The organism is Paenibacillus sp. FSL R7-277, from assembly GCF_000517965.1.
Lineage (GTDB): Bacteria > Bacillota > Bacilli > Paenibacillales > Paenibacillaceae > Paenibacillus_AQ > Paenibacillus_AQ silagei.
Map to the genome: position 1 here is coordinate 1 of NZ_ASPX01000067.1, position 15,046 is coordinate 15,046.

General features: G+C 54.3%; 14 protein-coding genes. 3 read left to right on the forward strand and 11 right to left on the reverse strand.

Going from position 1 to position 15,046, the window contains the following annotated elements; genetic code table 11:
- Window positions 1-148: 148 nt before the first annotated feature.
- From C173_RS19040 to C173_RS19060, 5 genes are all read right to left on the reverse strand, one after another.
- Window positions 149-1,630, reverse strand: a complete 1,482-nt coding sequence (locus C173_RS19040; RefSeq protein ID WP_036727428.1) for a carboxylesterase/lipase family protein — start codon at window positions 1,628-1,630, stop codon at window positions 149-151.
- 20 nt (window positions 1,631-1,650) lie between these two features.
- Window positions 1,651-2,808, reverse strand: a complete 1,158-nt coding sequence (locus C173_RS19045; protein WP_036727430.1) for an AI-2E family transporter — start codon at window positions 2,806-2,808, stop codon at window positions 1,651-1,653.
- 101 nt (window positions 2,809-2,909) lie between these two features.
- Window positions 2,910-3,641, reverse strand: a complete 732-nt coding sequence (locus tag C173_RS19050) for an SDR family NAD(P)-dependent oxidoreductase (RefSeq protein WP_036727432.1) — start codon at window positions 3,639-3,641, stop codon at window positions 2,910-2,912.
- A 42-nt stretch (window positions 3,642-3,683) separates the two neighbouring features.
- The gene (locus C173_RS19055) at window positions 3,684-4,037 is read right to left on the reverse strand and encodes a GNAT family N-acetyltransferase (protein WP_051478175.1); all 354 of its coding nucleotides are present in this window, start codon (window positions 4,035-4,037) and stop codon (window positions 3,684-3,686) included.
- Between the two features lie 105 nt (window positions 4,038-4,142).
- Entirely contained in the window at window positions 4,143-4,502 is a 360-nt protein-coding gene (locus C173_RS19060) for a (2Fe-2S) ferredoxin domain-containing protein (RefSeq protein WP_036727434.1), read from the reverse strand.
- Window positions 4,503-4,650: 148 nt separating this feature from the next.
- On the opposite strand from C173_RS19060, the gene C173_RS19065 reads away from it, so the two are divergent.
- The 3 genes from C173_RS19065 to C173_RS19075 all read left to right on the forward strand — a co-directional run bounded on the left by C173_RS19065 (window position 4,651) and on the right by C173_RS19075 (window position 7,745).
- Window positions 4,651-6,240 (forward strand): AraC family transcriptional regulator, encoded by a 1,590-nt coding sequence (locus C173_RS19065; RefSeq protein WP_051478176.1) that lies wholly within the window; start codon window positions 4,651-4,653, stop codon window positions 6,238-6,240.
- Window positions 6,241-6,342: 102 nt separating this feature from the next.
- Complete coding sequence (locus C173_RS19070) at window positions 6,343-7,368, forward strand: ABC transporter substrate-binding protein (protein WP_442792651.1); 1,026 nt, start codon at window positions 6,343-6,345, stop codon at window positions 7,366-7,368.
- 143 nt (window positions 7,369-7,511) lie between these two features.
- On the forward strand, window positions 7,512-7,745 hold the full coding sequence (locus tag C173_RS19075; protein ID WP_036727436.1) for a hypothetical protein: 234 nt from the start codon (window positions 7,512-7,514) through the stop codon (window positions 7,743-7,745).
- 5 nt (window positions 7,746-7,750) lie between these two features.
- Here the strand turns inward: C173_RS19075 and C173_RS19080 are convergent, their stop codons facing one another.
- The 6 genes from C173_RS19080 to C173_RS19105 form a co-directional block, all read right to left on the reverse strand.
- On the reverse strand, window positions 7,751-8,848 hold the full coding sequence (locus C173_RS19080) for a GerAB/ArcD/ProY family transporter (protein ID WP_036727437.1): 1,098 nt from the start codon (window positions 8,846-8,848) through the stop codon (window positions 7,751-7,753).
- A gap of 35 nt (window positions 8,849-8,883) precedes the next feature.
- Window positions 8,884-10,089 (reverse strand): Ger(x)C family spore germination protein, encoded by a 1,206-nt coding sequence (locus C173_RS19085; protein ID WP_036727439.1) that lies wholly within the window; start codon window positions 10,087-10,089, stop codon window positions 8,884-8,886.
- Window positions 10,079-11,611 carry a spore germination protein gene (locus C173_RS19090; protein WP_051478177.1) on the reverse strand — a complete coding sequence of 511 codons (1,533 nt, stop codon included), beginning with the start codon at window positions 11,609-11,611 and terminating at the stop codon, window positions 10,079-10,081. Before C173_RS19090 ends, C173_RS19085 begins: the two co-directional genes overlap by 11 nt.
- Window positions 11,612-11,790: 179 nt before the next feature.
- Window positions 11,791-12,831 (reverse strand): NAD(P)/FAD-dependent oxidoreductase, encoded by a 1,041-nt coding sequence (locus tag C173_RS19095; protein WP_036727441.1) that lies wholly within the window; start codon window positions 12,829-12,831, stop codon window positions 11,791-11,793.
- 27 nt (window positions 12,832-12,858) lie between these two features.
- The gene (locus tag C173_RS19100; RefSeq protein ID WP_036727443.1) at window positions 12,859-13,893 is read right to left on the reverse strand and encodes a FecCD family ABC transporter permease; all 1,035 of its coding nucleotides are present in this window, start codon (window positions 13,891-13,893) and stop codon (window positions 12,859-12,861) included.
- A gap of 2 nt (window positions 13,894-13,895) precedes the next feature.
- Complete coding sequence (locus C173_RS19105) at window positions 13,896-14,954, reverse strand: FecCD family ABC transporter permease (RefSeq protein ID WP_036727445.1); 1,059 nt, start codon at window positions 14,952-14,954, stop codon at window positions 13,896-13,898.
- Window positions 14,955-15,046: the final 92 nt, after the last annotated feature.

Genomic DNA, 15,046 nt, shown 5'->3' on the forward strand with positions numbered 1-15,046 from the left:
CTGCCCATTGTAATCGGTTTTTCGATTACATTTGGTCCACGCGCCCCGCGCCTGCCCATTGTGTCCGGATTTCCACTTACATTCCGGCCCCCACACAGGCAGCAGCCCTCCCGGAGGTATTCCTCCGGCGAGGGCTGCATTTGTAAACTTATCCCGTATAATACTCAAAAATCCGTCTGCGCTTCTCCCCGTCCGGGTCATTCACCACGCCCGAGGATTGGTCAAATATCATGGTTGCCCGCGTCTGCGGTGTGTACTGCGGCCAGTCCAGTCCCGGCGCTGCCGGATCTCCACCATGGGCGAAGGCTGTCCAGGCGGTCTGCATTGCCTCGGCCACTGCCTCCATCTCCGGCGTCACGTTCAGGCCGTACTGCTTCAGCAGCGGGAGGTTGTTGAAGACATACAGAATCTCCGCCCCGTGAATGGCCTTCTCCAGCAGCGGATGCCCGGGCACCGTCCAGTCGAAGCGGTACATCCAGACGGGGGCATGTCCCTGCTGCTTCTCCGCGAACGAAATCGAGCTGGCCCAGAAGAACAGGTCGGTCAGCACCTCCGCCTGTCCTTCCCAGGTATGGCTGTAATCCGAGGTCAGCTCGGAGAGGTCGTCCACTCCCATCAGCTGCTCCAGCGCTTTGAGCGATTGCTCGAAATTATCGGCCTTCTGCCCCTCGCGGAAGAACAGATTGCCTTCATGCAGATTCGTTCCGATCAGCACAGGAATGCCGCTGGCGGCTCCAGCCGCAATGGCCTGTACCGGCTCAACCGGCAGGGTTCCCGGCTCAACGACCGGCTGGAAGAACATATTCATCGAGTCTCCGGACAGCTTGTACGCCATCCGGCCTGCGGCTTCCATAATCTCTCCGGCCGGGAGCTTATGCAACAGCTGTGTACCGCTGCCGGGCTGAAGGCCCAGCTCGGCTAGCAATGCGGCGGCAATCTGCCCGCCCTGCTCCCCGTTCAGCGTCTGCGCCGCCCCGCTCTCCATAATAGCCCGGGCGAACAGTCCCTTCGCCGCAGGCATCGCCAGCAGCGCGGCAATGCTCATGCTTCCTGCCGATTCACCGAAGACCGTGACGCGCGCCGGATCACCGCCGAATGCAGCGATATTCTGCTGCACCCATTCCAGGGCAGCAATCTGATCCAGGAGCCCCAGGTTACTGCCCAGCCCTCCGCCCAGCGGAGACAGATGCAGGAACCCGAGCGGACCCAGCCGGTAATTCACAGTAACCACCACGACATTCCCGGAGACAGCCAGTTTGCTGCCCTCGAACATCGGCTGGCTGCCTGCGCCGGTAACGAAGGTGCCGCCGTGAATCCACACCATCACCGGCAGCGCCCCGGTCGCCTCCGCTACCGCCGGGGACCAGACATTCAGATATAGACAATCTTCATCGTAGACCGGGGTGGTCCCACCGAACCGCGTCCCGCTGGTGCTGACCGGCTGCAGGCTGACCGGTCCGAACTTGACGGCCTCCCGTACGCCGCTCCAGGACTCCGGCGGCTGCGGTGCCCGGAAGCGCAGCTCTCCGAGCGGCGGGGCAGCGAACGGGATGCCGCGCCACACGTTCACGCCGTTTCCCGCTTCTCCCTTCAGTTGCCCATAAGCTGTATTCACCAGTTGTCCTGACATTGCACTCATTCCTTTTCGCTTTATTCCTCAGTCTTTTCTTCAATGACTCTGTAGAGCCCGGAGCGGAAGCGGAACCACTGGAAGATATGGGTCATTACCACTTTAAGCACGGCGTAGCCCGGAACCGCCAGTATGATACCGAGTACACCGAACATTTTTCCGGCAAAAATAATCACAAAAATAATCGTAATCGGGTGAATCCTCAGCGATTTCCCCATAATCTGCGGCGAGATGAACTTCCCTTCGATCAGTTGAACCGCGGTCCAGACAATGACCATCTTCAGCAGCATAAACGGTGAGGTAACCATCGCCACGATCAGCGCAGGGGTAATCGCAATGGCCGGCCCCAGATAAGGAACTACAGCCGTACAAGCGGCAACGATCGCCAGAACCAGCGAATACTCCAGCCCGATAATCAGGTACCCGATATAGAGCAGTGCTCCGATGCAACAGCTGACAATAATCTGGCCGCGGATATACGATGCGATCTGGTTATTCATCTCCTGCATAACCATCCGGGACTGCGGCCGCAGTGCGGTAGGGATGAGTCTCATGAGATAGTCGGGCAATCTTTTGCCGTCGCGCAGGAGATAAAAGAGAATGAATGGCGTAGTCACTACAGCCAGCACAATTTCGGTCAGTGTTCCAACGAAGCTGCCTACGCCGCTGACGGCATTATTCAGGAAGGTTGTGGCCCAGGTCGTCACCTTGCTGGTGATATCACTAAGGTCCGTGCCTACGCTCGACTGAATCTTATTGAACAGTTCACTGCCGGTAAGCTGGAGGAATTCCTCCTGGATCTGCTCACTGTAGACGGGGAAGTTGTCAATCAGGCCCATAAGCTGGGTGCGGATGATCGGGATGACCATAAGCAGAACCAGGGTAATGATCCCCATGATGATCAGATACAGAATGACAATGCCATACGCCCGCTTCACCCGGCTTCTCTTCTCCAGACGGTCCACCAGCGGATTCAACAGATAATAGGCGATCCCTGAGAGCAGCAGCGGCGCTGCCACCGTATGCAGAAGCACAGACAGCGGCTTGAACACAAACGGAATCTTTGAGAATACGAGTATCGTTAAGCCCACCAGCAGCGCAATCAGCAGACCCACCACAAACTTGTTGTTCAGAAAAAACTTCTTGAATTTATCCGGCCATACCTGCCGTCTATCCATATCCTGCCGCCCCCTAGCTGCAACTCTTACCTGTTAAGTGTGATTATTTGCACTATGTATAAGCATAGTAACCCTGTAGCTGCAAGTCAAATCAGGGACAATCAACGCAAATAGCAGCCATTGTTAATATCAAAGGTGGCTCCTGTATAAGCTCTGGCTCTGCTGCTCAGCATAAAAATCACCGTATCGGCAACATCCTCTGCCAGCAGCGGCTCAGGATTTAACTGGTGTTCCCGGTATTCCTGCTGCCTCCAGGCGGGGATATGTCCCATCATCGGGGTGTCCGCCATGGTCGGAGCCACTGCATTCACGCGGATCAAAGGGGCAAAATTCATTGCGCAGCTCTTGGTCAAGCCAAGAATAGCAGCCTTCGTTAGACCGTATACTGCATCGGAGCTGCCTTCCTGGCCGGAGACTGATGACATGTTGACGATGACGCCCTTTTGCTTCTGCTCCAGCAGCATGCGTCCGAAGGCCTGGGAGAAGTAGACATACCCTTTGATATTGATATCCATCACCCGGTTGATCTCCTCCGGTGTATAATCCAGCAGGCTGCGGCCCAGATAGATCCCTGCATTGTTGACCAGCCCGCTCACATCGGCATGCTCTTGCTGAAGGGCTGAGAAGAAGTGCTCCACCCCGCTGTAATCGGCGACATCCAGCCGGTAAGTGTAGAGCTTATCCGAAGCGGCTTCGTGCTTCAACTCCTCCAGACGGGGACCATCCAGATCACAACCAATGACCTCAGCTCCCGCCTCCAGACTATGTCTGACAATGGCCTTACCAATACCTGAAGCAACACCGGTCACTATTATTTTCATTCCTTGCAGCATTCTTTGACATTCCTCCTTGTAATAGACTTAATAATTACAACCTTACTGAAAGCGCAAATCAACAATGCTTCCGGTCCGCTTGAAGCCCACCGACTGATAGACCTTATTGGAATCGGGATTCGCAGCATCGGCGTAGAGCATGGGCGTCACGCCCTTACTGAGCAACTCGGCACACAGGGCAGCTACAGCCGCACTCGCATACCCGTGCTTGCGGAACTCACGCGGAGTGAACACTTCATTAATCCGCGCTTGCCTGGCAGACTGATGGGCCAGATTAACCATAGACACCGGCTGGTCCCGGTCGATCCACAGACGAAGCTTGCCGGATGCCGTAACCGCTGCGGCATAGCCCAGATGATCCTCCGGTGCACTCTCCGTACCGAAGCAATCCTGCACGAATCCGGCTTAGACTTTTCTATCTATTGTAATGCTCCCCTTGGAAAAAATAAACAGCCCTTGGCCGGAGAATTCCAGCGGCGGGCTGCACTAATCGCTATACTATCATTTCTTCTTCTTACCTTTGGCACCCTTGGGGGTAGCGGCCTTGAAGCCTTCTTCATACGTATAGAGCAGATTCTCTTCGAGCTGTTCTCCCTTCAGCACCTTGCGCACCAGGCTTTTAGCAGATTTAGGGGTGACATCCCTGTACCATACGCCTTCCGGGTAAGAGATCACGACACAGGCATCCGAGCATCTTCCGTTGCAGCGGGTTACTGTTGTATGTATCAGCGCATCTGCCCCTTGCTTCGTAATCTCATCCTCAATCGCTTCCGCTACCTCTTCACCCTTATGCTTCTTGCAGTCACTTCCGTTACAGATCAGCAAATGGCTGACCGTTCCTTGCAGATTCCAGGTTGTCATGGCCTTCTTCGCCCCCTCTAATACAACTATACCCTGCTTGTCTCTGACCCTAAACTTTACCTTTCGATTCGAGGATCGTCAATAGCAGGAAAGACTGTTATACTATTACTGAGAATGATTATCATCCAAGAAAAGAGTGACTTGTAACATGCAGACGCGAAATGCCGGCAGTTCATTGCCTACTCCTCATAGCTTTTATATTCCGGTACATGTAACGGCACTGGATCAAGCCTCCTTTAACCGGGAAAATCCCATTCCCCCCTTCACCTCATTCCTGGTAGTAGTCACCGGCGGAAGCGGAGTCATCGGGCTAAATGGAGAACGTATCCGTCTATCCGGCGGTCATATGGTGTGCAGCGACAGTCCGGTGGATATCAGGCTGCCCCGCAGCCATAAGCTGCAGGGTGTGTGGATCGAATACGCGGTGATCTCCGGCAACAGGCGGCCCTTCAGCCCGCTGAACCATGATCTGCCGGTCCGAAGCTGCCCTCCCCATGTAAGCACGCTTGCTGTGCAGCTTCTTAGCAGCTGGAACCAGCCGGAGCAGCGCACGCCATTTGCCTTACAAGCTCTGTTCACAGAGCTGCTCACTGAGCTGCACAATAGTGCTGCCGAGTACAAAGAACCGCAAGCTCAGTGGATTGACCGAGTACTACTTCATATAGAGTCTAATTATAATGAAGATTTGACGAGAGAACAGGCGGCCGGACTTGCCGGAGTTACCCCGGAGCATTTCTCGCGTGCCTTCCGCAAATTCACCGGGCAGACCTTCAATGAATATATAACGCTGCTGCGCATCCGTAAGGCCCAGCAGCGTATCCTTACAGGAGCCCCGAATCTGAGTACGCTGGCGCTTGAGGTTGGTTATAGCGAAGGAACCTATTTGAGCCGCAAATTCAAGCAGGTTGTAGGAATTTCGCCTTCAGCCTATCACCGTAAGAGCAAATCTGTAGTCTCGCTGAACTTCAATCATACGGCCAGCCTCCATGCGCTCGAAGTCGTTCCCCGGCTGGGAGTATATTCGTCCTGGATGGAGAGCATGCAGCCCGTTCCCTCCAGGAAGAAGCTGCCGGATGAAGGAACCCGCTCCGCAGGTCTATACGAACGTCTATCGTCTGCCCGGCCGGATGTCATTATCAGCTACTCCCTGCCTGACAAGAGCAAGCAGCTCCTGTCCGTCGCACCGGTAATTGAGATTCCCTTCATGCAAATGGACTGGCGGGAGCAATTCCGGCTGATTGCCGAGGTGACTGGGCGTCAGCCGCAGGCTGAGGCCTGGCTAAGCCTCTATGACTGGCATTGTCACCAGGCTAATCAGCTGCTGGACCGGCGGATCGGTGACCGTGGAACTGCCATAGTCCTGGAGCTTGGCGCAGAGACGGCCTACTGCTTCAGCAGCAGCTACGGGCGCGGGACGCAGATTCTGTATCATGATCTTGGCTTCCGCCCGCCGCTTAGCCTCGTTGCCGAGGGCCTGCTGGATCAGGGCTATCTGGAGATTGCCTTCCATAACATCGCCCGTTACCCCGCTGACCATATCTTCATTACCTCTAGTAGGGAGGCTGCTGAAGCACTGGATCCGCTGCAGAGCTTTCTTCACCCAGTACAGCAACATTATATCGGTGAATCTTCAGGCGGAAGAATCTATTACCTGAATCAGCCTGGCATGTTCTACGGGTTCGACCCGCTCTCCTCCGAGGCTCAGCTGAAGGTCCTGGTGCAGGCGCTGACATCATAAATTTACATAGCCGGACATCACATTCAGCCATAGTCTAATCAGAGCAAACTCTGTAAAGTGTTATTGAGAATGATAATCGTTCTACATTAAGGAGGCTGCATCTTGAAAATCCCGTATTTACGTTCACGCCGCATTCACCCGAAGGCTTGGATGGTCCTGTCTCTGCTTCTGGCATTGACTCTTAGCGTCTCGGCTTGCGGAAACAACACTTCTAATACCAGCAGTGGTGCTGCTTCAGCTAATGCTACCGGAACACCCGATTCCTCCCCTCAGCCAGAGAAGGCTGCTGCAACCGCAGCTCCGGCTTTCCATACTGTGACAACTGTGAATGGAGATATTGAGGTACCGGCAGCACCGCAACGGATTGTTGCCGAGGAATATCTGGGCAGCTTGATTGCCCTGGATACGATTCCGGTCGGTGCGCCCGGACTTACACTGGAGAATATGTACTTCAAAGAATTCCTCACAGGAGTCGCCGACACCGGCACATACGGTAAAATGTCACCGGAGAATATCATCGCGCTGAATCCCGACTTGATTATCTCCGGCAATGCAGACAGCTATGCGGCGCTCAGCCAGATTGCCCCAACGGTCATTGTGCCATATGGCGATTTGAAGAATGCGCATGAAGAGCTGACCTATTTCGGCAAGCTGCTCGGCAAGGAGCAGGAAGCAGCAGCCTGGCTGGCTGATTACGATAAGCGTATTGCTGACGCCAAGGCCCGTGTGGATGCAGCCATTCCTGCCGGGGCCACCTTCAGTATTCTGGAGCATGCAGACAAGTCCACCTGGGTCTATGGGGATAACTTCGGGCGCGGAGGACAGCCCATCTATCAGGCGTTGGGGCGCAAGCCGCCGGCTGGAGTGGCTGCTGAAATTATGGAGAAACAGTGGGCTGAATTATCCGCTGAGACCCTGGGCAAGTATGCGGGTGATTATCTCGTCATTACCGACAATACCTGGACTGCTCAAGACTTCCAGGCAGACCCGATCTGGGGCAGCCTGCCGGCAGTCAAGAACGGGAAGATCTACGTATGGAAAGAAGAGCGCTCCTGGTACTATGATCCGATTGCCGTTCTGGCCCAGACGGAGGAGCTGGCCGATTGGCTGACCGGGGCACAACAATAATGGAGTCATGAATAAGCTGCCCGGAGCCTTCAATGGCTTCCGGCAGCTTTTGGCGTTTACCTGATCCCTTACTCGGAGATAATATCTGTAGCCCGCCGCGCCGGAACCGGTGAATTATTCTTGCGGTGCACAAGGAGACCTCCATGAAGATTATCAGTATCTATGTCCTGTTAGCTGTTCTTACGCTTACGTTAATAGTCATCATTGATGTGATGTCTGGCATCAGCCTGCGTGCATCCATTCATTCGCTCTCAACCATCTTTGCTACAACCACACTACAGGAAGCCATATGTATCACAATCTTCCTGCTTCTCCCGTTCGTTCAGGTAGCCGTTCATGTCGCTAAGAAGCGTCAATCCCGCCGGAAACCGTCTTAATTCTTCTAACGGTACAATCCGAACTTACGCCGGACAAGATGAATCAGCAACAGCAGGATTGGAATCACCGCACAGAATACCGGCAGAATCGTCTGCAAAAAAGTCTTCCCGTCATTCATATGCTCCGGATAATTCTGCGCGCTGACAAAAGAGCTGAACAGCATAATCACGCCTGCCGGAATAACCAGCCTGCTGGTATCGTTTACCTTGAACAGATCGTTGGCAATCGCAACAGCAGCATAACAGTAGACGGTCAGCTTAAAGAACGCCCCGATAATCAGTGTAAGCATAACCAGGGCATCCAGCCGTTGAATGAAATTGGCCATATTCACAAGGGTAATGGTCGTAAACATGGGAAAGGCGGTACGGCTGTACAGGTTCTCGCCAAGCACAGACATTTCGATTGCATGTGTGAAGCTGAGCAGACAGGCGCTGACAATGATGGCTGCGATTCCGGTCTTCTTAATTTTCCGGGATTTATTAAAGTGGGGCAGAATGGTAGTGAAGCACATCAGTTCGCCGAACGGAAAGATCAGGATGTTGGGATAGGCTGATTTCAAGGCTTGCTTGTAATCATTCATATGAAGCGGAAACAGATTCTTATACTCTACCAGCCCGGCTGAGATTACAGCAATAATACAAATGCACCCCATAAAGATCACGATCCACAGGACAATCTCGGCGGTCCTCGCGAACACTTCTATCCCTTTGCTCAGGATATACATCACGGCAATAATCATGATTGAATTAATGATAAGAATCGGGGTTTTGTCATAGGAGGCCGAGATCAGCAGATCACCCGCTTCCCGCAGATTTCTGGAGCCGTTATAGAGAAGCACCGGCAGGAACAGCAGACTTACCGGCCAGCCCAGCCATGGCCCGAGAATAGAACGCGTATACCCGCTTATGATCTGGTTGGGGAATTGGAGGTAGAGATGTGCGAACACCAGATACAGCAGAATGCCCCCGGGAAGGGCAATCAGAATGGCTAGCCAGACTGCATGTCCGCTCTCCAGGCCAATAGGTACAAGCACGGCGGTTCCCAGCTCAAACAGAATGATCAAGGCAAGCAGTTGATTGGGGCCGATCACTTCTTTTTTCATAAACATCAATCACCTGATTTCTGCGGTTAAGCCAATTATTTACCTTCGGGGATATAAGGTTTCAGACTCATGCCTGTACTGCGGATGTAAGCCTTGATCTTGAGGTCCAGCTTCCCCTCCGCGAAGATCCGGCCCCAGTCCCCGTCCAGCGCCGCCCATTCCTGCGGATTCGTCCGCTTCAGCTCATTGCCGAAATTGAAAATATCGCTCTCCAGCTGTTGTCCCTTATGAAAAGCCTGCATCACTTCAGTTCTCGTTTTCTTCTCCAGCTCTTGTTCAAGCTTCATGATATCTTCCCGCTTGCTGAGATCCACGAAGCTGTCCGTTTCATTGACGCTCCCCTCCTCTGCAATCGTCACATGAAAGACCGGAAGACCATCCTCAATCGCGGTCTTTACCTCCGTTCTGGAGTAGATGATATTGACGGCAACGGACTCTTTTTTATCATCTGCATCAATATTGAGTACTGTTTCTTCTATCTTGTTAAGCAGCCACTCAGTTCCTCTTGCTTCGGAGTCCTTCATCCAGTAGAGCAGCTTCCCCTGCCTGAACACACCAAGCCCGCTCATCACCGTCTCGGTCAGGGTCTCCGACCCCTCCAGATTGCTTTTCTTCTTCCCTTCCTCAGCATCTCCATTGATCTTCACCGCATTGATCGTCAGATCCCCTTCTCCTGTAATGCCTCGAATGACATCGAATACTCTAATGTCCCGGTTCTCCCCCCAGACGCTGGAGGTATTCTGCGCTTTTTTGACCAGTCCCAGAGCCGGCAGACTCTCTACAGGGGTCAGCAGCTTCAAGACAGAGGCGGCATCGCTGCCACGGGCAACCAGTATTTCTGAATTGAGCCGCAGCTCATGGGACCGCTCGAAGATGTCGAAGATATCGTTAATCCCATCCCGCGCCAAGGACTCTCCAAGCACAATAAGCTGGGTATGGGCAAAAAAAAGCTGGCGGGTTACATGCTTTGACGCCCGCCGCAACGCGCCGAACATCGTTTTGTCTGTGGCCGACACCACCACTACAGCAGGCTTGCCGCTCCCGGGAGAGGTACTCGTCGATGTGGAAGACGGATTGACCAATTGAAAGGTGACCCGGTATTCATCGGTCTCCGGAACAAGATCCATCCCTATACCGCTGACAACGGCCAGTTCGTTCAATTCCCGGCTGTTCCAGCAGCCGCCAAGCGGCAGGACCAGCACCGCTATAGCGATCAGACGCAGCAGTCCCTTACCGTTCATCGGATTTCCTCCCGGCGGCCCTTTTCCCTGCGGGAGAGGCTGAAGAGCGGTTGCTGTTGTTGACGAGCCTCTTTCTGAGCCTAGTGAAGCTCTGGGGAGAGCGGATGAAGGTATCCTTCAGATTCCCCGGAACAAAGGGACCGATGGGCGTCATGTAAGGAACCCCGAGTGAGCGCAGGCTGCACAGATGGGCAATCAGCATAATAGTAAATATAGCGATGCCATACAGTCCCATAAATGCGGCAATCGCCATGATGATGAACCGCAGCATGCGGATGGAGAGCGCCATGTTGAAGGCAGGTGTAGCAAAGCTGGAGATTCCTGTGAGCGAGACCACGATTACCATCGCCGGCGAGACGATCCCTGCCTGAACCGCCGCTGTCCCAAGCACCAGACCGCCGATGATGGATACGGTCTGGCCGATCGGCGAAGGCATGCGGACCCCTGCTTCCCGGATAATCTCGAAGGTAACCTCCATCAGAACCGCTTCTACAAAGGCAGGGAACGGCACCCCCTCCCGCTGTGACGCCAGATTGATCAGCAGCGGGGTCGGAATCATCTCCTGATGGAAGTTCAGCGCCGCGACGAAGATCGCCGGACCATACATTGAAATGACCAGGCACACAAAGCGGAGCATCCGGATCAGCGAGGAGATATCATACCGCTGATAATAATCCTCGACCGTATGAAAGAACATGAAGAAGGTAGTCGGGGCAATCAGCACAAACGGAGTACCGTCTACGAAGATGGCAATCCGTCCATCAAGCAGATTGCCCGCGACACTATCCGGGCGCTCTGTATTGAACATCGTGGGGAACGGGGAATATTTATTGTCCTCCACGATCTGCTCAATATATCCCGACTCCAGAATCATATCGACCTTAATCTCCTGAAGCTTATCCTTGAATGCCTGAATCGTCTCTTCGTCGGCAATGCCGCGGATATACATAATCGTGATATCGGTGTGGGTCACATCGCCCAGCTTCATGGTTTCGGTCCAGAGGTCGGGGTTCTTGATGATTTTGCGGACCAGGGCAATATTCGTGCTGATGGTCTCCGTGAAGCTTTCTTTGGAGCCGCGGATGGCGACCTGGGTGCCCGCCTCAGTAACCGCGCGGGACTCCCCGCCGCAGGTGCTTCCACTGATGCCTCCCCCCACTCCGTTCACCAGAATAACCGTATCGCCCGAGAGCAACGCCTCCAGCAGTCCGTTAATATCTGTAACCAGCTTCTCCTTGCCGATACTAAGGGCATTCTCTTTAATATAGCTGTAGACTTCCTCCGGGGTTACCGCAAGCCGCGCACGGTCATTCAGAGCTTGAAAGGACATCACATGCGAGATGTAGTCATCGACCATCACTCTGTCGGTAATGCCGGCGATATATATTGCAGCCACACGGGCTGTTCTATTAATTAATTCATAGGTGCGTATAACCAGATCGGGACTGTTCCCGAGCCTTGCTTGAATCGTACTGATGTTGTCTTCCAGCTTAGGGGAGACCGGCGAATTTATATTCTCCATATCCGCACCTCCTGGCTCTTACTATTCGCCCGCTATCCTTTTTTTATACAGCATATGGAATGTGTAAAAGCAGAACAAGCTGCCCCCGGTACGGAATAATCCGTGTAAGGGACAGCTTGTGCAGCTACAGCTTATGGTATAGCGCCGGTACACCGGCTGATATCTCTGAAGGAGGAATGCTAGTGGTTATCTACTACGCCAAGCGCCTTGTTCTTCTCCTTGAACCGGTCATTATGGGAGGAGACGTAGGCTACCTTCTCAGCGGTAGGGTCCATGTACAGCTTCGCGCTGTTCAGGGCAAGCACCGCGTCGGTGAACGTTCCGGCAATGAGCCGTACCTTGCTCTCATGATCCACGAAATCTCCGGCAGCGAAGATACCCGGCAGATTGGTCTCCAGCTTACCGCTGACGTTCGCACACCATTCTCCCATATCCAGTCCCCAGTCCTTAAGCGGACCGAAGTCGCTTCTCAGCCCGTGGTTGACAATGACGGCATCGACCTCAAGCTGCTCATGCTCTCCGGTCTGAATATGGCAGACGGTCACCTGATCGATCTGCTCTCCGTCACTGCTGTGCAGCTGGCTTACCGCACAAGGCACTCGCACATCCACCGAGGAGGCCTTCATCCGGGCAATATTCTTCTCATGCCCGCCGAACTGCTCCCGGCGGTGGACCACAGTTACACTGGCGGCAATCCCCTCCAGCTCATTCGCCCAGTCCACTGCGGAATCGCCGCCGCCCGAGATCAGCACCCGCTTGCCGCGGAAGGGCTCCAGCTCCTGTACCGTGTAGTGCAGATTTGTCACCTCATAGCGGTCCGCGCCTTCAATCTCCAGCTTCGCCATCTGCAGAATACCGTATCCGATGGTAAGTATGACGGTACGGGTCCAGTGCTGCTCGCCTGTGGCTGAGGTCAGGATATACGTTCCGTCCTCCTGGCGGGCCTGGTGAACAATCTGCTGTCCGAATACAAGGGTAGGATCGAAGGTACGCGCCTGCTCAGCCAGCTGATCAATTAACTGGCGGCAGAGAATAGGTGTTACTCCTCCGACATCCCAGATCATCTTCTCAGGATAGATCAGCATTCTGCCGCCCAGCTCATCCTTCGCTTCAATCAGCTTAGTCTTCAGATCTCTCATTCCGCTATAGAACGCTGTATACATGCCTGCGGGGCCGCCGCCAATAATCGTCACATCGTATAATTCCATTGCTTCGTTCATTGATATCCCTCCAAGGTCTGGTTGTATTTAAGATTTGGTACGGGCCAGAAGATATAGAAAGTATGGAGCACCGATGACAGCTACCACAATGCCGGTAGGAATCTCGGACGGCTGCAGAATCCGCCGTCCGATCGTATCCGCCGCAATGACAAGCAGCGCGCCGATCAGCGCAGAGGCGGGCAGCATCAGCTGATGCTTCGGTCCGACCAGCCGCCGCGCCAGATGCGGGCCGACCAGCCCGACGAAGCCGATGCCTCCGCTGACCGCTACACTGGAAGCCGCAAGGCCGACCGCTGCTGCCAGCAGACGGAACTGCTCTCTGCTCACATTAGCACCGAGTCCCGTCGCTGTCTGCTCACCCAGATTAAGTACATTCATCACCCGTGCCTTGTAGATGACATAAGGCAGGAGAATCACGATCCAGGGCAGCAGGGATAAGACAAACTTCCAGCTTGTGCCCCAGATGCTGCCCGCCAGCCAGGTGGCAACGAACTGATACTTGTCCGGGTCGAGGCGAAGCGTCAGCACGATCATCGCCGCGCTCATACCTGCCGCCACTGCGACCCCGGTAAGCAGCAGCCGGATCGGCGCAATGCCCTGATGCCGCTTGTAGGCGAGGCTATAGATCAGAGCAGCAGTACAGGCCGCCCCGGCAAAGGCAACCACAGGCAACAGATAGACCGGTGCCGCCGAGGTCGTCGGATAGAAAGAGATCAGCAGCATGACCATCAGTCCGGCCCCGGCATTAATGCCGAGAATACCCGGATCGGCCAGATCATTGCGGAAGACCCCCTGCATCACTGCGCCGGATACGGCAAGTGCGGTACCAATTAACAGAGAAATGACAATCCGCGGCAAACGGAACTGGAACAGAATCAGCTCCTGCTTCTCCGTCCCCTTGCCGACCAGCGTATCCAGCAGTTCAAGCGGAGTAAGTCTTATGTATCCTGTATTCATACTTATAATGAACATTATCACAATCAGAACGGCCAGCACGCCGATCACCCTCAGGCCATACTTACGCCTTGCATCTTCTGAAGAAATTCTCTTATGGCTCTGCATCTTTACAGCTCCCTTCTTTCTTTTCGGGCCAGATACAGGAAGAACGGTACCCCAATCAGGGCTATAATCGCACCCACCGGCGTTTCATGCGGCGGATTGATCATCCGTGCCGTCAGATCGCCCCCGACCACCAGCAGCGCACCCAGCACCGCAGAGCAGGGAATAATCCAGCGGTAATCCACACCCACCAGATAGCGCGTCAGATGGGGGATGATCAGGCCGACGAACCCAACAGCTCCCACGACAGCTACCGAGGCTCCGGCCAGAATCAGGACAATTAGCGTACCAGCCAATTTCACCAGTCCTGTACGCTGCCCCAGCCCCTTGGCAATATCCTCACCCAAGCTGAGCATCGTAATCGAACGGGACAGCGCAATGGCTCCCAGGATAGCCGCTATCACCCATGGGGACATGATCTGCAGCTGGAACCATTTCGTTCCTGCCAGACCACCGGCATACCAGAAGGCGAGATCTTGTCCGATGCGGAAATAAAGGGCGATGCCTTCGCTTAGCGCAGAGAGCAGCGCACTGAGAGCAGCACCTGCCAATACGAGCCTGGCCGGGGTTAGTCCGCCCTTCGCCAGCGAGCCTACACCGTAGACAATTCCCGCTCCGGCTCCGGCGCCAACGAAGGAATAGAGAATGAGATACATGAACGGCAATCCCGGAAAAAATGCAAAGCAGACAGCCAGCGCAAAGCCTGCTCCAGAGTTAATGCCCATCAGTCCCGAATCCGCCAGCGGATTGCGGGTCATCCCTTGCATAATAGCCCCTGCCACAGCGAGGCTGGCTCCCACCATTACGCCGCCCAGCACACGCGGCAGCCTAAGCTCGCGGATGATCTGATGCTCGGTAATATCGGGATTGAAATGAAAGACTGCGGTCCATACGACGGACAGCTTAATGTCTGCGGCCCCGAACGATACGGAAATAGCGATACCCAGCGCCAGCGCAATCAAACCGCCAATAAGAATTAATGTTGCCGCCCAGGGACGGGACCGCAGCTTCAGCCGCTTTGCCTTCTGATCCAGCCCGCTCCCGGACACTGCCTGTTGATTCATGAATGTCACCTGTTTCTTTGAAATTGATTCTCATTATCATTATAATATTGTAAAGGAACAGGTCAAGGTTTGGCAATGGACAAAATAAAAAT

What these genes read in the sequence shown, in the direction of transcription:
- C173_RS19075 (WP_036727436.1), top strand. Translation starts at nt 7,512, where the DNA reads ATGAAGATTATCAGTATCTATGTCCTGTTAGCTGTTCTTACGCTTACG.
- C173_RS19105 (WP_036727445.1), bottom strand. Translation starts at nt 14,954, where the DNA reads ATGAATCAACAGGCAGTGTCCGGGAGCGGGCTGGATCAGAAGGCAAAG.
- C173_RS19095 (WP_036727441.1), bottom strand. Translation starts at nt 12,831, where the DNA reads ATGAACGAAGCAATGGAATTATACGATGTGACGATTATTGGCGGCGGC.
- C173_RS19065 (WP_051478176.1), top strand. Translation starts at nt 4,651, where the DNA reads ATGCAGACGCGAAATGCCGGCAGTTCATTGCCTACTCCTCATAGCTTT.
- C173_RS19040 (WP_036727428.1), bottom strand. Translation starts at nt 1,630, where the DNA reads ATGTCAGGACAACTGGTGAATACAGCTTATGGGCAACTGAAGGGAGAA.
- C173_RS19085 (WP_036727439.1), bottom strand. Translation starts at nt 10,089, where the DNA reads ATGAACGGTAAGGGACTGCTGCGTCTGATCGCTATAGCGGTGCTGGTC.
- C173_RS19080 (WP_036727437.1), bottom strand. Translation starts at nt 8,848, where the DNA reads ATGAAAAAAGAAGTGATCGGCCCCAATCAACTGCTTGCCTTGATCATT.
- C173_RS19050 (WP_036727432.1), bottom strand. Translation starts at nt 3,641, where the DNA reads ATGCTGCAAGGAATGAAAATAATAGTGACCGGTGTTGCTTCAGGTATT.
- C173_RS19045 (WP_036727430.1), bottom strand. Translation starts at nt 2,808, where the DNA reads ATGGATAGACGGCAGGTATGGCCGGATAAATTCAAGAAGTTTTTTCTG.
- C173_RS19060 (WP_036727434.1), bottom strand. Translation starts at nt 4,502, where the DNA reads ATGACAACCTGGAATCTGCAAGGAACGGTCAGCCATTTGCTGATCTGT.
- C173_RS19100 (WP_036727443.1), bottom strand. Translation starts at nt 13,893, where the DNA reads ATGCAGAGCCATAAGAGAATTTCTTCAGAAGATGCAAGGCGTAAGTAT.
- C173_RS19090 (WP_051478177.1), bottom strand. Translation starts at nt 11,611, where the DNA reads ATGGAGAATATAAATTCGCCGGTCTCCCCTAAGCTGGAAGACAACATC.